Annotated in this window: 22 protein-coding genes; 10 read left to right on the top strand and 12 right to left on the bottom strand. The window is 64.5% G+C overall.

The window, feature by feature from the left end; genetic code table 11:
- Window positions 1-109 precede the first annotated feature (109 nt).
- Window positions 110-3,466 carry a carbamoyl-phosphate synthase large subunit gene (gene carB / locus ACXAED_RS13835; RefSeq protein WP_475050705.1) on the top strand — a complete coding sequence of 1,119 codons (3,357 nt, stop codon included), beginning with the start codon at window positions 110-112 and terminating at the stop codon, window positions 3,464-3,466.
- Between the two features lie 83 nt (window positions 3,467-3,549).
- On the opposite strand, the gene ACXAED_RS13830 is transcribed toward carB, so the two are convergent.
- The 3 genes from ACXAED_RS13830 to ACXAED_RS13820 form a co-directional block, all read right to left on the bottom strand.
- On the bottom strand, window positions 3,550-4,263 hold the full coding sequence (locus ACXAED_RS13830; protein ID WP_475050702.1) for a trypsin-like serine peptidase: 714 nt from the start codon (window positions 4,261-4,263) through the stop codon (window positions 3,550-3,552).
- A gap of 636 nt (window positions 4,264-4,899) precedes the next feature.
- Window positions 4,900-5,628: an arsenical resistance protein ArsH gene (arsH, locus tag ACXAED_RS13825; protein ID WP_475050700.1), complete on the bottom strand. Its 729-nt coding sequence runs from the start codon at window positions 5,626-5,628 to the stop codon at window positions 4,900-4,902.
- Window positions 5,621-6,085: a hypothetical protein gene (locus tag ACXAED_RS13820; protein WP_475050699.1), complete on the bottom strand. Its 465-nt coding sequence runs from the start codon at window positions 6,083-6,085 to the stop codon at window positions 5,621-5,623. Before ACXAED_RS13820 ends, arsH begins: the two co-directional genes overlap by 8 nt.
- A gap of 378 nt (window positions 6,086-6,463) precedes the next feature.
- On the opposite strand from ACXAED_RS13820, the gene ACXAED_RS13815 reads away from it, so the two are divergent.
- Window positions 6,464-7,045, top strand: coding sequence for a thymidine kinase (locus ACXAED_RS13815; RefSeq protein WP_475050697.1), 582 nt, complete (start codon window positions 6,464-6,466; stop codon window positions 7,043-7,045).
- A 75-nt stretch (window positions 7,046-7,120) separates the two neighbouring features.
- On the top strand, window positions 7,121-7,378 hold the full coding sequence (locus ACXAED_RS13810; protein ID WP_475050695.1) for a hypothetical protein: 258 nt from the start codon (window positions 7,121-7,123) through the stop codon (window positions 7,376-7,378).
- Window positions 7,379-7,387: 9 nt separating this feature from the next.
- Here the strand turns inward: ACXAED_RS13810 and ACXAED_RS13805 are convergent, their stop codons facing one another.
- The 7 genes from ACXAED_RS13805 to ACXAED_RS13775 form a co-directional block, all read right to left on the bottom strand.
- On the bottom strand, window positions 7,388-8,341 hold the full coding sequence (locus tag ACXAED_RS13805; RefSeq protein ID WP_475050694.1) for a 2-hydroxyacid dehydrogenase: 954 nt from the start codon (window positions 8,339-8,341) through the stop codon (window positions 7,388-7,390).
- A gap of 1 nt (window position 8,342) precedes the next feature.
- Complete coding sequence (locus ACXAED_RS13800) at window positions 8,343-8,681, bottom strand: tRNA-binding protein (protein WP_475050693.1); 339 nt, start codon at window positions 8,679-8,681, stop codon at window positions 8,343-8,345.
- Window positions 8,674-9,489, bottom strand: coding sequence for a pyrroline-5-carboxylate reductase (gene proC, locus ACXAED_RS13795; RefSeq protein ID WP_475050692.1), 816 nt, complete (start codon window positions 9,487-9,489; stop codon window positions 8,674-8,676). Before proC ends, ACXAED_RS13800 begins: the two co-directional genes overlap by 8 nt.
- Before the next feature lie 39 nt (window positions 9,490-9,528).
- Window positions 9,529-10,029, bottom strand: coding sequence for a type III secretion system chaperone family protein (locus ACXAED_RS13790; RefSeq protein WP_475050690.1), 501 nt, complete (start codon window positions 10,027-10,029; stop codon window positions 9,529-9,531).
- Window positions 10,030-10,389: 360 nt separating this feature from the next.
- Window positions 10,390-10,941, bottom strand: coding sequence for a 2OG-Fe(II) oxygenase (locus ACXAED_RS13785; protein WP_475050689.1), 552 nt, complete (start codon window positions 10,939-10,941; stop codon window positions 10,390-10,392).
- A 119-nt stretch (window positions 10,942-11,060) separates the two neighbouring features.
- Window positions 11,061-11,414 carry a hypothetical protein gene (locus ACXAED_RS13780; RefSeq protein ID WP_475050687.1) on the bottom strand — a complete coding sequence of 118 codons (354 nt, stop codon included), beginning with the start codon at window positions 11,412-11,414 and terminating at the stop codon, window positions 11,061-11,063.
- 138 nt (window positions 11,415-11,552) lie between these two features.
- On the bottom strand, window positions 11,553-11,801 hold the full coding sequence (locus ACXAED_RS13775) for an accessory factor UbiK family protein (RefSeq protein WP_421054680.1): 249 nt from the start codon (window positions 11,799-11,801) through the stop codon (window positions 11,553-11,555).
- Window positions 11,802-11,898: 97 nt separating this feature from the next.
- Here ACXAED_RS13775 and lgt point away from each other — a divergent pair, with 97 nt between their 5' ends.
- From lgt to ACXAED_RS13750, 5 genes are all read left to right on the top strand, one after another.
- The gene (lgt, locus tag ACXAED_RS13770) at window positions 11,899-12,798 is read left to right on the top strand and encodes a prolipoprotein diacylglyceryl transferase (RefSeq protein WP_475050685.1); all 900 of its coding nucleotides are present in this window, start codon (window positions 11,899-11,901) and stop codon (window positions 12,796-12,798) included.
- The gene (locus ACXAED_RS13765; RefSeq protein WP_475050683.1) at window positions 12,795-13,862 is read left to right on the top strand and encodes a class I SAM-dependent methyltransferase; all 1,068 of its coding nucleotides are present in this window, start codon (window positions 12,795-12,797) and stop codon (window positions 13,860-13,862) included. Before lgt ends, ACXAED_RS13765 begins: the two co-directional genes overlap by 4 nt.
- Entirely contained in the window at window positions 13,859-14,614 is a 756-nt protein-coding gene (gene pgeF, locus ACXAED_RS13760; RefSeq protein WP_475050680.1) for a peptidoglycan editing factor PgeF, read from the top strand. The genes ACXAED_RS13765 and pgeF overlap by 4 nt, the downstream gene beginning before the upstream one ends.
- Window positions 14,615-14,904: 290 nt before the next feature.
- A complete protein-coding gene (locus ACXAED_RS13755; RefSeq protein ID WP_475050678.1) occupies window positions 14,905-15,027 on the top strand; it encodes a hypothetical protein in 123 nt (40 codons plus the stop codon).
- 319 nt (window positions 15,028-15,346) lie between these two features.
- The gene (locus ACXAED_RS13750; protein WP_475050677.1) at window positions 15,347-16,132 is read left to right on the top strand and encodes a Hint domain-containing protein; all 786 of its coding nucleotides are present in this window, start codon (window positions 15,347-15,349) and stop codon (window positions 16,130-16,132) included.
- Window positions 16,133-16,222: 90 nt separating this feature from the next.
- Here ACXAED_RS13750 and ACXAED_RS13745 read toward each other — a convergent pair whose 3' ends face one another.
- Both ACXAED_RS13745 and ACXAED_RS13740 read right to left on the bottom strand, forming a co-directional pair.
- Window positions 16,223-16,657 carry a CBS domain-containing protein gene (locus ACXAED_RS13745; RefSeq protein ID WP_475050674.1) on the bottom strand — a complete coding sequence of 145 codons (435 nt, stop codon included), beginning with the start codon at window positions 16,655-16,657 and terminating at the stop codon, window positions 16,223-16,225.
- 177 nt (window positions 16,658-16,834) lie between these two features.
- Complete coding sequence (locus ACXAED_RS13740) at window positions 16,835-17,335, bottom strand: Lrp/AsnC family transcriptional regulator (protein ID WP_475050671.1); 501 nt, start codon at window positions 17,333-17,335, stop codon at window positions 16,835-16,837.
- 239 nt (window positions 17,336-17,574) lie between these two features.
- Here ACXAED_RS13740 and trxB point away from each other — a divergent pair, with 239 nt between their 5' ends.
- Together trxB and ACXAED_RS13730 are read left to right on the top strand one after the other, a co-directional pair.
- Window positions 17,575-18,516 (top strand): thioredoxin-disulfide reductase, encoded by a 942-nt coding sequence (trxB, locus tag ACXAED_RS13735; protein WP_475050668.1) that lies wholly within the window; start codon window positions 17,575-17,577, stop codon window positions 18,514-18,516.
- Between the two features lie 377 nt (window positions 18,517-18,893).
- Window positions 18,894-19,952 (top strand): Hint domain-containing protein, encoded by a 1,059-nt coding sequence (locus ACXAED_RS13730; protein WP_475050665.1) that lies wholly within the window; start codon window positions 18,894-18,896, stop codon window positions 19,950-19,952.
- The last annotated feature ends 28 nt before the right edge of the window (window positions 19,953-19,980 follow it).

Here is a 19,980-nt window from a genome sequence, read left to right as displayed (position 1 = left end):
CGATCCCCCTTGAACCTTTCGGCGCGGTCCCTATAACGCAGGACAATTTGGGCGCACGATGGCGCCCCTGATTTAAAGCTGCCCGCGCGTCAACCAAAGGAATATGGCCATGCCCAAAAGAACCGACATCCAGTCGATCATGATCATCGGAGCCGGTCCGATCGTCATCGGGCAGGCCTGCGAGTTTGACTACTCCGGCGCCCAGGCCTGTAAAGCGCTGCGCGAAGAGGGCTACCGGGTCATTCTGGTGAACTCCAACCCGGCCACCATCATGACCGACCCGGGCCTGGCCGACGCCACCTATATCGAGCCGATCACCCCCGAAGTGGTTGCCAAGATCATCGAGAAAGAACGCCCCGACGCGCTGCTGCCGACCATGGGCGGGCAGACCGGCCTCAACACCTCGCTGGCGCTGGAAGAGATGGGCGTGCTGGAGAAATTCGGCGTTGAGATGATCGGCGCCAAGCGCGACGCCATTGAGATGGCCGAAGACCGCAAACTGTTCCGCGAAGCGATGGACCGCCTGGGCATTGAGAACCCCAAGGCCACCATCGTCACCGCGCCCAAGCGGGAAAACGGCACCGCCGACCTGGAGGAAGGCGTCCGCATCGCACTGGAAGCGCTGGATGAAATCGGCCTGCCCGCAATCATCCGCCCCGCCTTCACCCTCGGCGGCACCGGCGGCGGCGTGGCGTACAACCGCGACGACTACATCCATTTCTGCCGCTCCGGCATGGATGCCTCGCCAGTGAACCAGATCCTGGTCGACGAGAGCCTGCTGGGCTGGAAGGAATACGAGATGGAAGTGGTCCGCGACAAGGCGGACAACGCGATCATCGTCTGCTCCATCGAAAACGTCGATCCGATGGGCGTCCACACCGGCGACTCGATCACCGTGGCGCCGGCGCTGACGCTGACCGACAAAGAATACCAGATCATGCGCACCCACTCGATCAACGTGCTGCGCGAGATCGGCGTGGAAACCGGCGGTTCCAACGTGCAATGGGCGGTGAACCCCGCCGACGGCCGCATGGTGGTGATCGAGATGAACCCGCGCGTCAGCCGCTCCTCCGCGCTGGCCTCCAAGGCAACCGGCTTCCCGATTGCCAAAATCGCGGCCAAGCTGGCGGTCGGCTACACGCTGGACGAGCTGGACAACGACATCACCAAGGTGACGCCCGCGTCGTTCGAGCCGACCATCGACTATGTTGTCACCAAGATCCCGAAATTCGCATTCGAGAAATTCCCGGGCTCCGAGCCGTACCTGACCACCGCGATGAAGTCGGTGGGTGAGGCGATGGCCATCGGCCGCACCATCCATAAATCGCTGCAAAAGGCGCTGGCCTCGATGGAATCGGGCCTCACCGGGTTTGACGAGGTGATGATCGACGGCGTCGGTGCCGGCCCGTGGGAACCCGCAGGCGACACCGCCGCGGTGATCAAGGCCATCGGCCAGCAAACCCCCGACCGGATGCGCACCATTGCCCAGGCAATGCGCCACGGCCTGTCTGATGACGAAATCCACGCGGTCACCAAGTTCGACCCTTGGTTCCTGGCCCGCATCCGCGAAATCGTCGAGGCCGAGGCTGAAATCCGCGAAAGCGGCCTGCCGTCTGATGAGGCGGGCCTGCGCGCGCTGAAAATGCTGGGCTTCACCGACGCCCGCCTCGCCAAGCTGACCGGCCAGAAAGAAGCTGACGTCCGCAAGGCCCGCCGCGCGGCCGGCGTCAACGCCGTGTTCAAGCGGATCGACACTTGCGCCGCCGAGTTCGAGGCGCAGACCCCCTACATGTATTCGACCTACGAGACCCCCGCTTTCGGTGACGTCGAATGCGAGGCGCGCCCCTCGGACAAGAAGAAAGTCGTCATCCTCGGCGGCGGCCCCAACCGGATCGGCCAGGGGATCGAGTTCGACTACTGCTGCTGCCACGCCTGCTTTGCGCTGACCGACGCGGGTTATGAAACCATCATGATCAACTGCAACCCGGAAACGGTGTCGACCGACTATGACACTTCGGACCGGCTGTATTTCGAACCGCTGACGTTCGAGCACGTGATGGAGATCCTGCGGGTGGAGCAGGACAACGGCACCCTGCACGGCGTCATCGTGCAGTTCGGCGGCCAGACCCCGCTGAAACTGGCGAACGCGCTGGAAGAGGAAGGCATCCCGATCCTGGGCACCTCCCCCGACGCCATTGACCTGGCCGAGGACCGCGAGCGCTTCCAGGCGCTGGTCAACAAGCTGGGCCTCAAGCAGCCCAAGAACGGCATCGCCTCCACCGACGAACAGGCGCTGGAAATCGCAGGCGAAATCGGCTTCCCGCTGGTGATCCGCCCGTCCTATGTTCTGGGCGGCCGGGCGATGGAAATCGTCCGCGACATGGATCAGCTCAAGCGCTACATCGCCGAGGCGGTGGTGGTTTCCGGCGACAGCCCGGTTCTGCTGGACAGCTACCTGGCCGGCGCGGTTGAGCTGGACGTGGACGCGCTCTGCGACGGAAAAGACGTGCACGTCACCGGCATCATGCAGCACATCGAGGAAGCCGGTGTGCACTCCGGCGACTCTGCCTGCTCGCTGCCGCCCTACTCGCTTGAGAAGGACATGATCGAGCAGATCAAGGTCCAGACCAACGCCTTGGCGCTGGCACTCAACGTGGTCGGCCTGATGAACGTGCAGTTCGCGATCAAGGACGGCGAGATCTACCTCATCGAGGTGAACCCGCGCGCCTCGCGCACCGTGCCGTTTGTCGCCAAGGCCACCGACAGCGCCATCGCCTCCATCGCCGCCCGCGTGATGGCAGGTGAGCCGTTGTCGAACTTCCCGCTGCGCCCGCCCTACGGACCGGACGCAGGCTATGACGTCAACACCCCGATCGCCGATCCGATGACCCTGGCCGACCCGGACATGCCCTGGTTCTCGGTCAAGGAAGCGGTGCTGCCGTTCGCCCGCTTCCCGGGCGTCGACACCATCCTCGGCCCGGAAATGCGCTCCACCGGCGAAGTCATGGGCTGGGATCGCTCCTTTGCCCGCGCCTTCCTCAAGGCGCAGATGGGCGCCGGCATGGTGCTGCCGTCCAAGGGCCGCGCCTTCATCTCGATCAAGGACGCCGACAAGGGCCAACTGATGCTGGAAGCGGCGCAGATCCTTGTGGAACAGGGCTTTACCCTGGTCGCAACCCGCGGCACCCAGACCTGGCTCGAAGACCAGGGCGTGTCCTGCGAGCTGGTCAACAAGGTCTATGAGGGCCGCCCGCACGTGGTCGACATGCTCAAGGACGGCGACGTCCAGCTGCTGATGAACACCACCGAGGGCGCGCAAGCTGTTGAGGACAGCAAGGAAATGCGCTCCGTCGCGCTCTATGACAAGATCCCCTACTTCACCACCGCGGCCGGCGCCAACGCCGCCGCGCGCGCGATCAAGGCCCAGGCCGAAGGGGACGTTGAGGTAAAGAGCCTGCAGGGCTGAGCAAGGCCCGACGGCTTACAGACGAACACAGCAAAGCCCCGGGAACTCCCGGGGCTTTTTCTTGCGGCGCGGGTCTGGGAACTTCACCCCGCCTGACGCATCAGCCTTTGCAGCGAGTGGTCCAGCGGGGCTGCCAGCGACACGCCTTTGCCGCCCAGCTGCGCCTTGGAAGAAATCACCGAGACCAGCCGCGGCGCACGGCCAGGGCGTGTCTGCAGCACCGGCGAGCCGGACGCCCCGAGTCCAACCCGGCAAGAGGTGATCAGCGAGCTTTGGCGTGCCACCAGCACCTGGCAGGCGGTCTGCAGCCGGGGCGATCTGGCGTTGCGGTGGGAATAGGACATCACGTCCACCCGTTCCCCCCGCTGCGGAGCGCCGGCCAGCGCCAACGGGCGCACCACATCGGCGCTGATCGGCCGCTCCAGCCGCAGCACGGCAATATCGGTGCTGGTCTGGAACTGCCCGGTCCGCCCATGCTGGTATCCAGCGTGAATCGCCACCTTGGATACTCTGCGCGCGGCCTTCGACTGGCGGCCGTTGAGGCCCGCCTCAAACTCGACGCTCCGCGGATTGACCGCACGGCCGGTGCGGATGTCGTACATGCAATGCGCAGCGGTCAGCACCATGTCCGGAGCAATCAGGCTCGCGGTGCACATGCTTCGCCCGCCGATGTTCAACCGGCCCACCGCCTCCCATCCGGGGACGGACTGCACCGGGGCCCGCTGCCCGTCTGCGGCGGCAGCTCCGGCACCAAAACTCATCAACACAGCGGCGGCAATTCCTAGAAATCGTCTCATGACCCACTCCATTTTCCCACACCGGCATGGTGCGTGAGTCCTGAGGCTTGAATGCGGCTTGCTGCGGTGCCGCGCGGGCAGAAACATGGGCAGAATGCGACAGGATTAACAGAAGGTTAAAACCCGCCCCGCGTGCATCGGCCACGGTGGGGAAACCCCTTATTTTCTTAACACCTCCCTCCGGTTTTCCTAAAATGCAGGTCAAATCACTGGAAAACCTTATGGTTTTCGTTAGGAAGACAGGCCGCAATTTCCCCTGTTTTCGCGGGAAAACTGCGTTTGGCGGTAACTTCGCGGCCCAAATGCGGCACAAATGAGCCTTAACAAATGCCTAAATCCAACGTCCGGCGCGGCCCGAGTCTTTAACAGCACAGCGCGCCGTGCCGGCAGCGCAATCCGCGCATGTTCCCGCTTGTGAGAGACGCCGGCACTTGCCGCGGTTGCAGCGGCAGGGCAGTGTTCGCGGCAACTGTAATACACATAAAAGGAGCCCCCGGATGCGGCTACCCCTGCTTGTCACTGCGCTGTTGATGCTCGCCGCCTGCGATGTCCCGCTGATACCGCTGATCTGACACGCAAAAAGCCCCGGCAGCAGCGCCGGGGCTTCTTTTTGACCTGGGGCCAATCCTGCCAGGGTTACTTCTGCGACACGCGCTTGTGCACCTCTTCGGCGCTTTCCACCCGTTCCGAGTAGCGGTCGACCAGATAGTCCTTGCGCCCCCGCACCAGCCAGGTGAATTTCACCAGCTCCTCCATCACGTCCACCAGACGGCGGTAGTACGGGCCTTCCGGCAGCCGCCCGCCCTCGCTGAATTCCAGCCAGGCCTTGGGGATCGAACTTTGGTTCGGGATCGTCACCATGCGCATCCAGCGGCCCAGGATGCGCATCTGATTGACCGCGTTAAAGCTTTGCGATCCGCCCGAGACCTGCATCACAGCCAGCGTCTTGCCTTGCGTGGTGCGGATGCCCCCCTGCAGCGACAGCGGCAGCCAGTCGATCTGCAGCTTCATGATGCCGGTCATCGCGCCGTGGCGCTCCGGGCTGGACCAGACCATGCCCTCGGACCAGACCGCCAGATCGCGCAGCTCCGCCACCTTTGGATGCTCCGCCGCGCCCGCATCATCGGGCAAAGGCAGGCCGGAGGGGTCAAAGATCCGCGTCTCGCAGCCCAAGGCCTGCAGCACCCGCGCCGCCTCCTCCGCCGCCTTGCGGGAATAGCTCACCTCGCGCAGGCTGCCATACAGCAGCAGGATTCGCGGCGGATGGCGGAGATCGCCGGGCGCGGCCAGCGCGTCCACGTCAATCGGGTGCAATTCCCCTGCCGCAACCGCAGGCAGGCCGCTCAGATCAGGCGTTTCAGGCACTTTCTTCTTCCAGGTGCAGTTTCATGTCCAGCAGCACCTGCTGCAAAAGCACGGTTTCCCGCAAGAGCCGCTTGGCCTCATTGACGGTGATGATGCCGTCCTCGATGGCCGCCTGGTATTCGCTCATCAGCTGGGCAAACCGCTGGCTCAGCGCGATCACATCAGCATTCACCCCGCCGCTGCGGCCGGTCTCCTCGGCGGAGCCGTTGCCGTTGTAGGACAGCGTGATGTTCTTCAGGTCCGCCAGCGCAGAGGTCACATGCGGATAAGACGCCGCGCCTTCCAGCTTGGCCACCGCATCCACCGGCATGAACCGGTCCGTATGTTCGGCATTGTCCGAGTAATACCGTCCCAGCGTCGCCTTGGACTTGCCGGTAATCTGGCAGGCCGCTTCGATGCCGACATCCTTCACCAGCGCTTCGGTGTGCTTCTTCAGATACGTTCCGATTTCAGCCATATACATCCTACCTGGCTTGCCTGCCGCCCCCATGGGGAACGAACCGGTTAATTTCCCATTCCTGAGTTGTAGAGGAATTGCGATACCTTATCCATCCCTCAGGTTTTCAGGGATTTAGCGAGTGACATGGTGCGATTGGCATCTGTTGTCCGGTGCGAAGCGGGACGGGTGAGTGACGTCCCGCGGTAAGGGTAATTGGTCTGCCCGGAACTTGCGCCTTCCGGGGCTATTGGCGTTGGCCGTTACACGGGGTTTTGTTCCACCCCGGCCATGCCAGCCCCGGGGGGCCATCCCAGCTGATGCCGGTCTGCCGCTGCCGCGGAAAAACCTGCGCGAATCCGGTTTTCCCTCCTCCCCTGTGCGGGTAAACCCGCCGCCATGGCCAAGCTCTATTTCAATTACTCCACCATGAACGCGGGCAAGTCGACGGTGCTGCTGCAGGCCTCGCACAACTACCGCGAAAACCGCATGGACACCTACCTGCTGACAGCCCAGCTGGATGACCGGGCCGGCGCGGGCAAAATCGCCTCCCGCATCGGCATCGGCGAGGAGGCCGACATGTTCTCGGCCGGCGACGACCTGTACCAGCGCATCGAACAGCGGCTGGCGCGCGGCCCGGTGGCGGCCATTTTCGTGGACGAGGCGCAGTTCCTGGAGCCGGAGCAGGTCTGGCAGCTGGCCCGCGTAGTCGATGACCTGCGGGTGCCGGTGCTGGCTTATGGCCTGCGGGTGGATTTCCAGGGCAACCTGTTCCCCGGCTCCGCCACCCTGCTGGCGCTGGCGGACGAGATGCGCGAGGTGCGCACCATCTGCCACTGCGGCAAGAAAGCCACAATGGTGGTCCGCCAGGACGATCATGGCCGTGTCATGACCGAGGGCGACCAAGTTCAGATCGGCGGCAATGAGACTTATGTCTCGCTGTGCCGCCGCCATTGGCGCGAGGCCGTCGGCAGCCGCTAGAGCACCACCGGTGCGGAACCCGGCCGGCACCGTCTGCGTTTTCCTCCTGTGCAACCTTTACTACAGGAGATCGTCATGACCGCACGGGATCCGCTCGCAGGCAAGCTGCGCTTTCACATGGCCAGCCTGGCAGGCGCCTGCATCGCAGGCGCCCTGATCATCGCTTCTTTCACCCTTGGCTACTACTCCTGGCAGTCCATTGCCGTCTGTGTCGCCATCGCCGCCGTAACGGCCTGGCCCGCAGGCGCCTGGATGACCCGCAAGATCAAGAAGGACGACCCCGCCTGGGATCACCGCCGCGACGAGCCCCGCGATGATCCCAAGGACAGCTGACCGCCCGCGTCAGACCCGGTTTGGCAGCGCCTCTCCAGCCAAGTAAGCCGCGACATTATCCAGCGCCATATGGCCCATGTTGCTGCGCACTTCTTCTGTGGCGGTGCCCAGATGCGGCAGCAGGGTGGCGTTGTCCAGATCAATCAGCGCCTGCGGCACCTTCGGCTCGAACTCGTAGACGTCCAGACCTGCCCCGCCGATGCGGTTGTTTTGCAGCGCCTCGATCAGCGCCGCCTCCGCCACCACTTCGCCGCGGGCGATGTTGATCAGATGCGCGTGGGGCTGCATCGCGTTCAGCACCTCGGCATTGATCAGGTGATAGGTCTCCGCTCCGCCCGGAACCGCCACCACCAGGAAATCCACCTGCCCCGCCATCGCCGTCAGGCTTTCAGCACGGTCGGCCGGGAAATCCAGATCCTTCGCAGAGCGCGCCACATAGGACACATCCATGCCGAACCCGAAGTGGCAGCGCCGCGCAATCGCCTGGCCGATGCGGCCCATGCCGGCGATACCGACGCGCTTGCCGGTCGCATGCAGGCCCAGCATCTGGGTCGGGTGCCAGCCCTCCCAATCGCCCTTGCGCAGCATCCGCTCGCCTTCCGAGGCGCGGCGCGCCGACATCAGGATCAGCGTCATCGCGATATCGGCGGTGGCATCGGTCACGGCACCGGGCGTGTTGGTCACCTCGACACCCGCGGCCCGCGCAGCCTCCACGTCGATATGGTTGTAGCCGACCCCGAAGTTGGCCAAGAGCTTGCAGCGGGGCGTGCCCGCCTTGGCAAAGATCTCCGCCGTGAACTTGTCGCCCAGCGTCGGCACGACAATGTCGAACTCCTGGAGTGCCCGCAGCATCTCCGCCTCGCTCATCACCGCGTTGGTCTCACGGATCTCCAGATCGGCAAAGGCCTCCCGCGCCCGTGCCGTGACCGCTGCCGTCATCGGCCGCGCTATCCAGATTTTCATCTCAGTGCATCCTCCCGCCCAGCGGGACCTTTCCGTCGGGGCCCGCCAGGAATATCTCTCCGTTTTCATCCGGCAGGCCCAGAACCAGGATCTCTGACATGAACGTGCCGATCTGCCGCGGCGGGAAGTTTACGACGGCCAGAACCTGCTTGCCCACCAGCGTTTCCGGCATGTAATGCGCCGTAATCTGCGCTGAGCTCTTTTTTACGCCGATTTCGCCCCCAAAATCGACCCACAGCTTGATTGCCGGCTTGCGCGCCTCGGGAAACGGCTCCGCTCGGACCACTTCGCCGACGCGGACGTCGACCTTCAGGAAGTCGTCAAAAGTAATCTCAGCCACGCGACAGCTCCTTTGACCGCTCCGTTGCCGCCGCAACGGCACGTTTCAGCAGCGGCGGGAAGCCGTCCCGCTCATCCATCAGCACTTCCAAGGCCGCCTGTGTGGTGCCATTGGGGCTGGTCACGTTGATGCGCAGCTGGCTGGGGCTTTCCTCAGCCGCCTCGGCCAGCGCACCGGCGCCGCCCACGGTTGCCTTGGCCAGTTTCATCGCCAGCTCCGCCGGCAGCCCCTGCGCCTCGCCCGCCGCGGCCAGCGTCTCGATCAAGTGGAACACATAGGCCGGGCCGGAGCCGCTGACGCCAGTCACCGCATCCATCTGGCCTTCGTTGTCCAGCCGCACGGTCTGGCCCACGGCCTGCAGCAGCCCTTCGGCCCGTTCCAAGTCCATGGGCGCGGCGTGGGCATTGCCGATGATCGCGGTGATACCGCGGCCCACCGCGGCCGGGGTGTTCGGCATTGCCCGCACGATCGGGGTTTCGGCCCCCAGAATGTCCTGGAACGTTGCAATCGAGGTGCCCGCCGCCACCGAAATGAACAGCGTCTGGCCGTTGCCATAGCTTTGCAGCGTCGACAGTGCCTCGCCCATCATCTGCGGCTTCACCGCAATCAGCACGATGCCCGGCGCCTTGGGCAGCTCCGCATTCAGGTGAACGCCGGTGCCCTTCAGCCAGTCCGAGGGGTTCGGGTCAATCACCCAGACCGAGGATGCGGGCAATCCGCCCTCCAGCCAGCCGGCCAGCATCGCCGATCCCATCTTGCCGCAGCCCAGCAGCACCAGCCCGCGCGCAGCGATTTCCTGCATATCCATCTTTCGCCCCTCCCCTAAATCTCAGGTTCAGGGCAAGGTTTACGCCCGCCCGTAAGCCTCTGCAATGGCGACCTGCATCGCCTCCTGCGGGCTGCGCTTGCCCCAGACCGCCAGCTGGATCGCCGGATAGTAGCGCTCCGCATTGGCCACGGCTGCGTTCAGCATTGCGTCAATCTGCTGCGGGCTGGCCATCTGGCCGCCGGCCAGCATCAGCCCATAACGGAACAGCATCAGCTTGTGATCCGCCCAATAGGTAAAGGAGCCTTCCCAGCACTGGTCGTTCATCTGGTTGATCAGCTCATAGAGCCGCGGCAGCTCCGCCTCCGGCGGCTCCATCTCAAAGCTGCAGACCAGCCGCAGGCATTCCTCATAGCCCGACCAGGCCAGTGTCAGCGAATAGGTGCGCCACTGCCCTTCCACCGACATCGCGATCTGGTCATCGCCAACCCGGTCAAAGTCCCAGTCGTGGTGCGACGCCAGGGTCTCGACGATGTCGATGGGATGGATGTCTTCTTCCAGGTGAAGCTCGGATAGTGCCATGATGCCACCTCTCTATTTTGCCCGGCTTACGAGGCACAGAGGCGCCCAATAGCCAGGTTTTTGTGCTACGGGCCGGGGAGGCATCCCCGCTCCCATACTAAATATGGTGGGGCTGATTTCATAATCTGGCAACCCTTTATTTGGGGATATCTGCAATAACTTGTGGACGAACTATCCACAGCCCCCAAAATGCCGGCATTTTGCAGAGGGGTGCGCGAAACGAGCGGGGCGCCAGAAAAGCCCCATATATTGCGTTGCCGTCAACCGCCTGCCGTGTCGCCGGCCACCGCCCGCAGCGCCGTACAGGCTGGCCCGCGGCGCAGCCTTCCAGCCGCAATCCCGCAGGCCAGCCTGCTTCTCTCAGCGGAAGGCGGGACCGTGGGCCCATACGGTCAGCGACCGGCGCGTGCCGCGGGTGACCGGCGTCACCTGGTGCAGCAGGAAGCTGGGAAACACCGTGCAGCTGCCCTGCACCCGGCTGGCGGCTACCACATGGGCGCCCGGCATGATTTCCAGTTCGCCGCCATCATAGGATCCCGGCTTGCTCAGCTGCACCACCAGGGTCAGCTTGCGCTTGCCCGCCACCGGCCCGTCTCCGATGTCGGAATGCCAGGTGAAATGCCCGTTTTCCTCTCCCGCATAGCTGGCCACCTGCGGGCTTTCGGCAAATTCGCGCAGATCAAAGTTGAACTGCTCCCGGTTGGCCCGGCGCACCACAGAAATCAGCCGGTCCATCACCCATCCGGTGCCCGGCACGTCATCCAGCCACACCACGCTGGCCCGGCGCAGGTTGTGGTCGCGGGTCTGCCCCACCAGCCGCGCCTCGCTGTCCGGCTCCGCTTCTACTTTCCGTAAAATCTCCGCGCATTCCTGCGTGCTGAACGCATTGGGCACCGAATAGACCGCAACCATGCCACACTCCTCTTCAAGCAGCAGAGGCAGCATGTACTGGACTACACTGCAGGCGCTGGACGGTTTTCGACCCGGCGGACAGAAAGCGACTTGTTTTTATCCGTTGCACCACAGAGCAGCTATGCGCTGTGCGCAGACCGGCGCACAATAAAACCGCTTCGCACAGTTTCAGCAGCAAAGCCGCGGTCCGCAAAATACGCAGAATGCTCAGGCGTCAGGCCAACTCTGGCGAACAGGACTTCACTCCATTCGGGAAAGTGGACTTCAACCTGCTCGAACGGCTCGAACAGCCCAGCTAGTGGCGCCCCGCTGCGGGGCACTGCAAACAATGCGCTGTTCGGCACACCTGCTTCATGCTTCCAGAGACTTTCGGCATAGGCTCTATGAGCCGGAATATCTGCCAGCCAGAACGCCTCTCCCAGCGGTGGCAATTCATCCTTTCCCAGCTCATCAAACGCAACAGTGATACGCATGTTACTTCCTTTGCCGGGAACAGCCTCAACCTGTTCTAGCAAGGTAGCAATTCTCTCAAAACAAAAAAGCCCGCCGCAGATCCCTCAGCGGCGGGCCTCAATTCAGCGCGGGGCGGGCAACCTGCCCCAGTTCAAGCCTCAGGCCTTGTCTTTCGCCTCCAGCGCGTCCAGCCGCGCCTTCAGCGCCTCGTTTTCCTCGCGCGCCTTCTGCGCCATCGCGCGCACCGCGTCGAACTCCTCGCGGGTCACGAAATCACGGTCGGCCAGCCAGCGGTCAATCATGCCTTTCAGCGCCGTGTCCGCCTCGTCCTTGGCGCCCTGGGCCACGCCCATCGCATTGGTCATCAGTTGCGAAATATCGTCCAGGATCTTGTTGCGGGTCTGCATGTTCTTCTCCGTCTCAAGGTTGTCCCCTATATGGGCAAGCAAAGCCGCGGCGGCAAGCCGTTGACTTCCCATAACCCGCAAAGGCATTCAGTCGCACATGCAGGCCTTGATCCAATTCCCCGACCTCTCGCCCGAGATTTTCTCGATCTCCCTCGGCTCGTTCGAGTTCGCCCTGCGCTGGTACGCGCTGGCCTATATCGCTGGCATCGTCATTGCCTGGCGTCTGGCGGTGGCCGCGCTGCGCCGCCCCGCGCTTTGGCCCGCCAGCCAGCCTCCGATGAGCCCCGAACAGGTCGAGGATCTGCTGACCTGGATCATTCTCGGGGTGATCCTGGGCGGGCGCCTGGGGTTCGTGCTGTTCTACCAGCCGGCCTATTACCTGGCGAACCCTGCGGAGATCTTGAAGATCTGGCAGGGCGGCATGGCCTTTCACGGCGGGCTGATCGGCGTGGTGCTGGCCACCCTGATCTTTGCCGCGCGCCACAACATACCGAAACTGCAGATCTCTGACCTGGTCGCCCACACGGTGCCGCCGGGGCTGCTGCTGGGGCGGATGGCAAATTTCATCAATGCTGAGCTGTGGGGCCGCCCGACGGACCTGCCCTGGGGTGTCGCCTTCCCCGGCCAGGCGGCGCAGGACTGCGGCCAGGCGCTGGGGGAGCTCTGCGCCCGCCACCCCTCCCAGCTCTATGAAGCCATTCTGGAGGGGCTGATCCTCGGCGCCGTACTGCTGTACCTCGCCTGGCGGCGGGGCGCCTTTCACACCCCGGGACGGCTGTTGGGCCTGTTCCTGGCGGGTTATGGCCTGGCCCGGTTCATCGTCGAATTCTTCCGCCAGCCGGACGCGCAGTTCGTCACCCCCGGCAACCCGCTGGGGCTGGCCTGGCACATTGATGGCATCGGCCTGACGCAAGGCCAGGCGCTGTCGCTGCCGATGATCGCCATCGGCCTTTATTTCCTGATCCGCGCCCGGCAATCCGCCCGGAGCCCGGCATGAGCCTGATGGATCACCTCACCGCCCGCATCAGGGAGGACGGCCCCATCTCGGTGGCGGACTACATGTCGGAGTGCCTGCTGCACCCGCAATTCGGCTATTACACCACCCGCGACCCGCTGGGGGTTCAGGGCGATTTCACCACCGCTCCGGAAATCAGCCAGATGTTCGGCGAACTGGTGGGCCTCGCCCTGGCGCAGGCCTGGCTCGATCAGGGGTCGCCTGCCCCCTTCACGCTGGCGGAACTTGGCCCCGGCCGCGGCACCCTGATGGCCGACCTGCTGCGCGCTACCCGCGGCGTGCCGGGGTTTCATGCGGCGATGGAAATCCGCCTGGTCGAGGCCTCGCCCGCCTTGCGTGCGGCGCAAGCCAAGGCGCTGGAGGGCTATGCCCCGGAATGGCTGGACAGTGTCACAGACCTGCCGGACCAGCCCCTGTTCCTGGTGGCAAACGAGTTCTTCGACGCCCTGCCCATCCGCCAGTTTGCCCGCAGCGGCGGCCACTGGAGCGAAAAGCGCATCGGCCTCAGGGACGGCGCGCTCAGCTTCGGCCTTGAGGCCCCCGCGCCGCAGCCCGCGCTGGACCACCGGCTGGAAGATACGCAAGACGGCGATGTGGTCGAACTGTGCGAGGCCGCCGGCCCCGTCACCGCCGCCATCGCCGCGCAAATCGCCTCCCGCGGCGGCGCGGCGCTGATCGTGGATTACGGCGACTGGCGGGCCCTCGGGGACACCCTTCAAGCCCTGCGCGCGCATGAACCTGCCGATCCGCTGCAAACGCCGGGCGAAGCCGACCTTACCGCCCATGTGGACTTCGAAGCGCTGGCCATGGCCGCAAAAACCAATGGTTGCGGCTTCACCCGCCTCACCCCCCAAGGGGTATTCCTCGAACGGCTCGGCATCACCGGCCGCGCCCGCGCCCTCGCCGCGCCGCTGCAGGGCGAAGGTCTGGAAACCCTGATCGCCGCACATCGGCGGTTGACGCACCCGGAGGAAATGGGAAACCTGTTCAAAGTGCTCGGCCTCTACCCTTCGCAGGCCGCCCCTCCGCCAGGATTGAACCCATGACGCTTGAAATTCTGACGTCCGAACTGCTTGGCCCGGTGCGGCACGGGTTTTTCACCCGCAGGGGCGGTGCGTCTTCCGGCATCTACAAGGGCCTCAACTGCGGGCTGGGTTCGACCGATCAGCGCGAGGCGGTGCAGATCAACCGCAACCGCGTCGCAGCCGCGATGGAGGTGCCGGCAGAGCATCTGAGCGCGGTGCACCAGGTCCACAGCGCAGATGTGGCCGTTATCACCGAACCGTCGCAGGACCGCCCGCGCGCCGATGCGATGGTCACCAATGTGCCGGGCCTGGCGCTGTCGATTCTGACCGCCGACTGCCAGCCGGTGCTGTTTTCCGACCCTGAAGCGGGGGTTATCGGCGCCGCCCATGCGGGCTGGCGCGGCACCCTCGACGGGGTGCTCGAAGCCACTCTGGATGCCATGGAGTCCCTCGGCGCCCGGCGCGAAAACACCGCCGCGGTGATCGGCCCGACCATCTCCCAGCGCGCCTATGAAGTCGGCCCGGAGTTCTTTGACGACTTCATGATGCAGGACGACGCCTACGCCCGTTTCTTTGCCAACGGCGAGGGCGGCCGCTACCTGTTCGACCTGCCGGGCCTGGGCCTGCACAAGCTGCGCGAGGCCGGCGCCGGCGCCGCGGAATGGACCCGCCACTGCACCTATTCCGATGCGGAGAAATTCTTTTCCTACCGCCGCGCGACCCACGCGAAAGAGGCCGACTACGGCCGCCTGATCTCCTGCATCCGGCTTTAAGCGCCCGTTAACCCGGCGAATTGTGGCGGATTTTAAGAAATTCCGCCGCAATTGCTGTCTTCCGCCGGGTAAGCCGCGCTCAAAGCGCAGAATTTTCCGTGCCAAATCAGCCGCCTAACCGTACCCACCCTGCCCGCCTGCCAGTCCCCGGCGCGGACGCTCATGCAGTGAAAATGCCCCGGGCTGGTCATATTCGCGGCGCAAAGATTACCCATAACGAGGTCAGAACAACACAAAACAGCCGCCGCTCCGCAGAAGGGCGGCGCTGCCGGGCGAAGGACAGACCGACCATGAAGATGAACAAGCGTTTCATTGCCTCCATCATCCGCACCGCCAAGAGCGAAACCGTGACCCTGCCCTGGGCTGCTGCACGCCAGTCTGCCGGCCAGGCGCCCAAGCGGAAACTGAGTTAACGCCGGGGACGGGTGCCCGCGCGGCGGTCAGCACTGGTGCAGCTGCGCCAGCCCGTTGCCGCCGCCCGGGCACCCAACCGGACTGGCAAAGGCCGGACCGGTCTTGACGCTTCATTAGCAGAATCGCCTTAGCACCATCCCGGCCTGCCGCTGGGTCCCGCCCGCAGCGGCAAAGGGCCGGCCGTTAACCAGTTTGCTTCAGATTCTTTGACAATTCGAATTAAATCCCGCCTTTTGGGCACATATAGATCGTTCAAGCGCGTCTGTGTTGCCGGTGGGGGCCGATGCAAACGGGCAGTTTGAAAGGAGAGGTCCGCAAATGACCATCCCCCATTCGCTGCAGAGGGCTGCAGCCAATGCCGTCGAAGCCAATGCCTTCCTGCAGGATCCGGCAGTCCTGCGCGCGGCCAACAAACCGCAGCTGCGGCGGTTCGAGGTCAGCAGCCTGCTGCCAAGCGGTGCCATCTCGGAAACCCGCCACATCGCCCCGGCGCTGCCGCTGTTCGAGGACGCCTTCTGCGCGTTTTCGCGCGGCTCGCTGGTCGAAACCAGTGCTGGCCCGGTGGCGGTCGAGGATCTGCTGCCCGGCGACGAGCTGCTGACCAGCGGCGGCGGCAGCCAGCCGCTGGTCTGGATCGGCCGCACCAGCCTGCTGCCCGCCCGGCCCGGCAGCCGCGGCCGCAGCCACCGCCTCACCAGCTTCATGGCCGACAGCCTGGGCCTGCAGAAACCGGCCTCCAGCCTGATCGCCGGCCCCGCCGCCCGGCTGCTGCGCACACCGCCGCACATGCAGAGCAGCGGCAAGGGCCCGCTGCTGACCCCCGTGGCCGAGTTCCAGGACGGCATGAGCATTTTTGAAACCGCGCCGCCGACACCGGTGGAAATGTATCACCTGTGCCTGCCCCGCCATGCGGTGATCATTGCCGGCGGGCTGGAGTTTGAAACCTACCACCCCGGCCCGGATGCGCTGAAGCTGGCAAGCTATGCGATCAAGACCTTGTTCCTGAACCTGTTTGCCCATGCCGACAGCATCCAGGACTTCGGTCCGCTGGCGTATCCGCGTGCCGACAGCCAAGGCCCCGCCGCCAGCGGCGCGCTGCTGTAGGCGCCATCCGGCGGACCCGGCACTTGCATACGGCAGGAGGCACGGCCCGGCACCGCCGGACCGGCCCGCCGGCCGCCGCAGTGGCAAGGGTCAGTTCATGCCGCGCACATAACGCACCAGCTGGCTGGCGTTGAACTGCTCTTCGTCGATGATGCTTTTCATCAGGTCGCCGATCGAGACAATCCCGGCCAGCTGCCCGCCCTTCAGGACCGGCAGGTGCCGGACATGCTTTTCAACCATCAGCGCCATGCAGGCTTCGGCGCTCTGCCCCGGTTCGACGCTGGTGAAATCCGTTGCCATAACATCGGCAAGCGGCGTCTTCGGAGAGGTCTTGCCCGCCAGAAAGACTTTGCGGGTATAGTGCCGCTCGGTGAAAATCCCGGCCAGCCTGCCGCCGGACATCACCAGAACCGACCCCACGTCCTCCTCCGCCATCAGCTTCAGGGCATCGACCACCATGGCCTCCGGCGGAAGCGTGTGCAGCCTCTTGTCCTTGCCATCAAGTATTTGCTGAACAGTTGCCATCGTTACACCTCCAGTCGGCGGAACAACGACCGGGTCAAACCGACATACCGGCATGCCCCGCCCCTTCAGCATCCGGCGTTTCCGCCGCCGCGTCGATGATTTGGATCAAGAAACAGTGACTTGGATCAAGAACGGTGCACCGCGCCTCGGATGCGGCCCCGCAGGGCCGGCGCAGGATCAGGCCTCGCGGGCCAGCCGCTCCTCCAGCACCTCGAACGGCACGCCCGGCTCATCCTTGGCGCCGCGGATCACCAGCGAGGTCTTGACGCTGGCCACATTCGGCGTGGTCAGCAGATCGGCGGTCAGAAAGCTTTGAAAGGTGCTGAGATCCGGGGAGACGCATTTCAGGATGAAATCCACCTCGCCGTTCAGCATGTGGCACTCGCGCACCAGCGGCCAGCTGCGGCACTTTTCCTCAAAGGCGCTCAGCTCCACCTCGGCCTGGCTCTCCAGCCCCACCATGGCAAAGACCTGCACCTCGAATCCCAGCTCGCGCGCGTTCACATCCGCATGATAGCCGTGGATCAGCCCGGCCTCCTCCAGCGCCCGCACCCTGCGCAGGCAGGGCGGTGCCGAAATGCCGACCCGCTTGGCCAGCTCGACGTTGGTCATCCGCCCATCGGCCTGAAGCTCCGACAAAATCTTGCGATCAATCGGATCTAGACGGGTTGTGACCATGCCGGAAACTCCTGTGAATTTTGCGTTTCTTATAGCACCGCCACTGGGCCGCGCAATAATGTTTCATCGCCGCGCAATATTCTTTGCACTCCGAAGGTGCAAGCCGCAATCCCGGGCGGCTTCCGCAAATCTGCATCCCGCGGCATGCAAAGGCTGGGGGTTTAAGCCAGCGGGTCCTGCCGCTATATGCATTTCCTGACGGCGGCAAGCCCGCCATGCTGCTTACGTAAGGGACGAACATGAGCGAGACGCGCCACACCAAGGTTCTGATCATCGGCTCCGGGCCTGCCGGCTACACTGCAGGGGTCTATGCCTCCCGCGCCATGCTGGAACCCATTCTGGTCCAGGGCATTGAGCCCGGCGGCCAGCTGACCACCACCACCGAAGTCGAGAACTGGCCCGGCGACACCGAGGTGCAGGGCCCCGACCTGATGGTGCGGATGCAGGAGCACGCCAAGGCGATGGGCACCGAAATCATCGGCGACATCATCACCTCGCTCGACACCTCCTCCCGCCCGTTTGTGGCCAAGGGCGACAGCGGCACCACCTACACCGCTGACGCGGTGATCCTGGCCACCGGCGCCCGCGCCAAATGGCTGGGCCTGGAGTCGGAAGAGAAGTTCAAGGGCTTCGGCGTTTCCGCCTGTGCCACCTGCGACGGCTTCTTCTACCGCGGCCAGGAGATCGTGGTGATCGGCGGCGGCAACACCGCCGTGGAAGAGGCGCTGTTCCTCACCAACTTCGCCTCCAAGGTAACTCTGATCCACCGCCGCGACGAGCTGCGCGCCGAAAAGATCCTGCAGGACCGCCTGCTCAAGAACGACAAGATCGAGACCCTGTGGTTCCACACCCTCGAAGAGGTGGTGGGCACCGACAACCCGCTGGGGGTCGAGGGCGTAGTGGTCAAGAACGTGCAGACCGGCGAGCTGAAGGAAATCCCCTGCAAGGGCGTCTTTGTCGCCATTGGCCACGCCCCGGCGACCGAGCTGGTCAAGGACGTGCTGGAGCTGCACAACGGCGGCTACGTCAAGGTCAAGCCCGGCTCCACCGAGACCTCGATCCCCGGCATTTACGCCGCGGGCGACCTGACCGACCACAAGTACCGCCAGGCGGTGACCTCGGCCGGCATGGGCTGTATGGCCGCACTGGACGCCGAACGCTTCCTGGCAGAGCAGGACTAAAAAATTCTCAGGGGCGCCCGGTTTTTCCGGGGGCCCTGACACCGCCCGCAGCCGGGGCTTCTGCCTGCTTCCCGGCACGCCTTCGCGGCTTTCGCGCGCTCCGCAGACCGCAATAGAATCTGCCAGCCCTGCGCGCGCCTTCCAAGTTCCGGTTCAGCCGGCAGGCGCACTGCGCCGGCGTCGCACGCGCCTCGCCTGCTGCTGCGTTAAAATTGCGCAACCCTATGATTAAAATAGACTTATCAGCGCAGCCACCTCCGGCAGGCAATTGCTAAAATGCGGCTTACTTCCCGCGGCACCTTAACCCGGCGTTAGCGGTTGAGGCGCGAAACCTACTGAAAAACACCGCAACCAAATCCTTTTCTGCCGGGGGCTTTATGGCTATTCGCACCTTAAGCGCGTTCAACGCGAACGCATTCACTGTGGATGGCAGCTCCCCCTACATGTCCTCGGGCAGCTCGATCATCAACAACTCCGACACGCCCGTCGGCACGGTGTTCACCTACAATTCCAGCTACCCCATCGAACAGGTCACCCTGGAAGACACCGCAGGCAGCGCCGACATCATGGAGGATGACAAGGAATGGGGCCACAAGATCATTGATGGCGGCTCCATGGTGGCCAGCGGCACCCCGGTCGAGGCCGAATCGCACCACTACGTGCAGGAGGTCGATGCATACGGAAGCCCGTTCGGCCCGGTCATCACCATCACGGTATTCTCGCAGAACGGCTACACCTCCGATGTCTGGGGCTTCTCGACCGACACGCCGCTGAAGGATGGCGCCCGCTACGAGAAAATCTCCGGCAGCAACTACGGGTCTTCGGAATACTCCAGCTTTGTGCCCTGCTTCGTATCCGGCACCACGATCTGCACCGACCAGGGCCTGCGCCCGGTGGAGCGGCTGTGCCCCGGCGACATGGTGCTGACCCGGGACAACGGGTTCCAGCCGGTGCTCTGGGCCGGCATCCGCCAGGTCGGGCGCAGCTGGATGCAGGCCTGCCCGCACCTGCAGCCGGTGCGGATCGCCGCCAACGCCTTTGGCCCCGGCCAGCCCGCGCAGGATCTGTGGGTGTCGCCGCAGCACCGGCTGCTGCTCAAGGGCGCAAACTGCCAGATGCTGTTCGGCGAGCCGGAGGTGTTCGCCGCCGCCAGCCACTTGCAGGCGCATCCCAATGTCAGCCAGCCGCAGGTGGACCGCACCACTTACGTCCACCTGCTGTTCAGCCGCCATCAGGCGGTGTTTTCCAACGGCATGTGGACCGAGAGCTTCCAGCCGGGCGCCCGCGCCCTGGGCAAGGACGCAGGCGCCACCCGGCAGGAAATCCTGGAGCTGTTCCCGGATCTGGCCCGCGATGCGGGCAGCAGCTACCCGGCCGCCCGCATGGTTCTGAAACAAAACGAAAGCCGCCTGCTGGCCGCACTGCCGCACGCCTGACCCGCCTGCCGCCTTGACCGGCGCGCGC

It is taken from the genome of Leisingera sp. ABM4_103 (assembly GCF_056158685.1).
This window is presented reverse-complemented; position numbering and strand designations above follow the sequence as displayed.

Bases quoted from the DNA above. Each gene is read 5' to 3' on its own strand.
- carB (WP_475050705.1), top strand. From the start codon at position 110: ATGCCCAAAAGAACCGACATCCAGTCGATCATGATCATCGGAGCCGGT.
- ACXAED_RS13830 (WP_475050702.1), bottom strand. From the start codon at position 4,263: ATGAGACGATTTCTAGGAATTGCCGCCGCTGTGTTGATGAGTTTTGGT.
- ACXAED_RS13820 (WP_475050699.1), bottom strand. From the start codon at position 6,085: ATGGCTGAAATCGGAACGTATCTGAAGAAGCACACCGAAGCGCTGGTG.
- ACXAED_RS13815 (WP_475050697.1), top strand. From the start codon at position 6,464: ATGGCCAAGCTCTATTTCAATTACTCCACCATGAACGCGGGCAAGTCG.
- ACXAED_RS13810 (WP_475050695.1), top strand. From the start codon at position 7,121: ATGACCGCACGGGATCCGCTCGCAGGCAAGCTGCGCTTTCACATGGCC.
- ACXAED_RS13805 (WP_475050694.1), bottom strand. From the start codon at position 8,341: ATGAAAATCTGGATAGCGCGGCCGATGACGGCAGCGGTCACGGCACGG.
- proC (WP_475050692.1), bottom strand. From the start codon at position 9,489: ATGGATATGCAGGAAATCGCTGCGCGCGGGCTGGTGCTGCTGGGCTGC.
- ACXAED_RS13790 (WP_475050690.1), bottom strand. From the start codon at position 10,029: ATGGCACTATCCGAGCTTCACCTGGAAGAAGACATCCATCCCATCGAC.
- ACXAED_RS13785 (WP_475050689.1), bottom strand. From the start codon at position 10,941: ATGGTTGCGGTCTATTCGGTGCCCAATGCGTTCAGCACGCAGGAATGC.
- ACXAED_RS13780 (WP_475050687.1), bottom strand. From the start codon at position 11,414: ATGCGTATCACTGTTGCGTTTGATGAGCTGGGAAAGGATGAATTGCCA.
- ACXAED_RS13775 (WP_421054680.1), bottom strand. From the start codon at position 11,801: ATGCAGACCCGCAACAAGATCCTGGACGATATTTCGCAACTGATGACC.
- lgt (WP_475050685.1), top strand. From the start codon at position 11,899: ATGCAGGCCTTGATCCAATTCCCCGACCTCTCGCCCGAGATTTTCTCG.
- ACXAED_RS13765 (WP_475050683.1), top strand. From the start codon at position 12,795: ATGAGCCTGATGGATCACCTCACCGCCCGCATCAGGGAGGACGGCCCC.
- pgeF (WP_475050680.1), top strand. From the start codon at position 13,859: ATGACGCTTGAAATTCTGACGTCCGAACTGCTTGGCCCGGTGCGGCAC.
- ACXAED_RS13755 (WP_475050678.1), top strand. From the start codon at position 14,905: ATGAAGATGAACAAGCGTTTCATTGCCTCCATCATCCGCACCGCCAAG.
- ACXAED_RS13750 (WP_475050677.1), top strand. From the start codon at position 15,347: ATGACCATCCCCCATTCGCTGCAGAGGGCTGCAGCCAATGCCGTCGAA.
- ACXAED_RS13745 (WP_475050674.1), bottom strand. From the start codon at position 16,657: ATGGCAACTGTTCAGCAAATACTTGATGGCAAGGACAAGAGGCTGCAC.
- ACXAED_RS13740 (WP_475050671.1), bottom strand. From the start codon at position 17,335: ATGGTCACAACCCGTCTAGATCCGATTGATCGCAAGATTTTGTCGGAG.
- trxB (WP_475050668.1), top strand. From the start codon at position 17,575: ATGAGCGAGACGCGCCACACCAAGGTTCTGATCATCGGCTCCGGGCCT.
- ACXAED_RS13730 (WP_475050665.1), top strand. From the start codon at position 18,894: ATGGCTATTCGCACCTTAAGCGCGTTCAACGCGAACGCATTCACTGTG.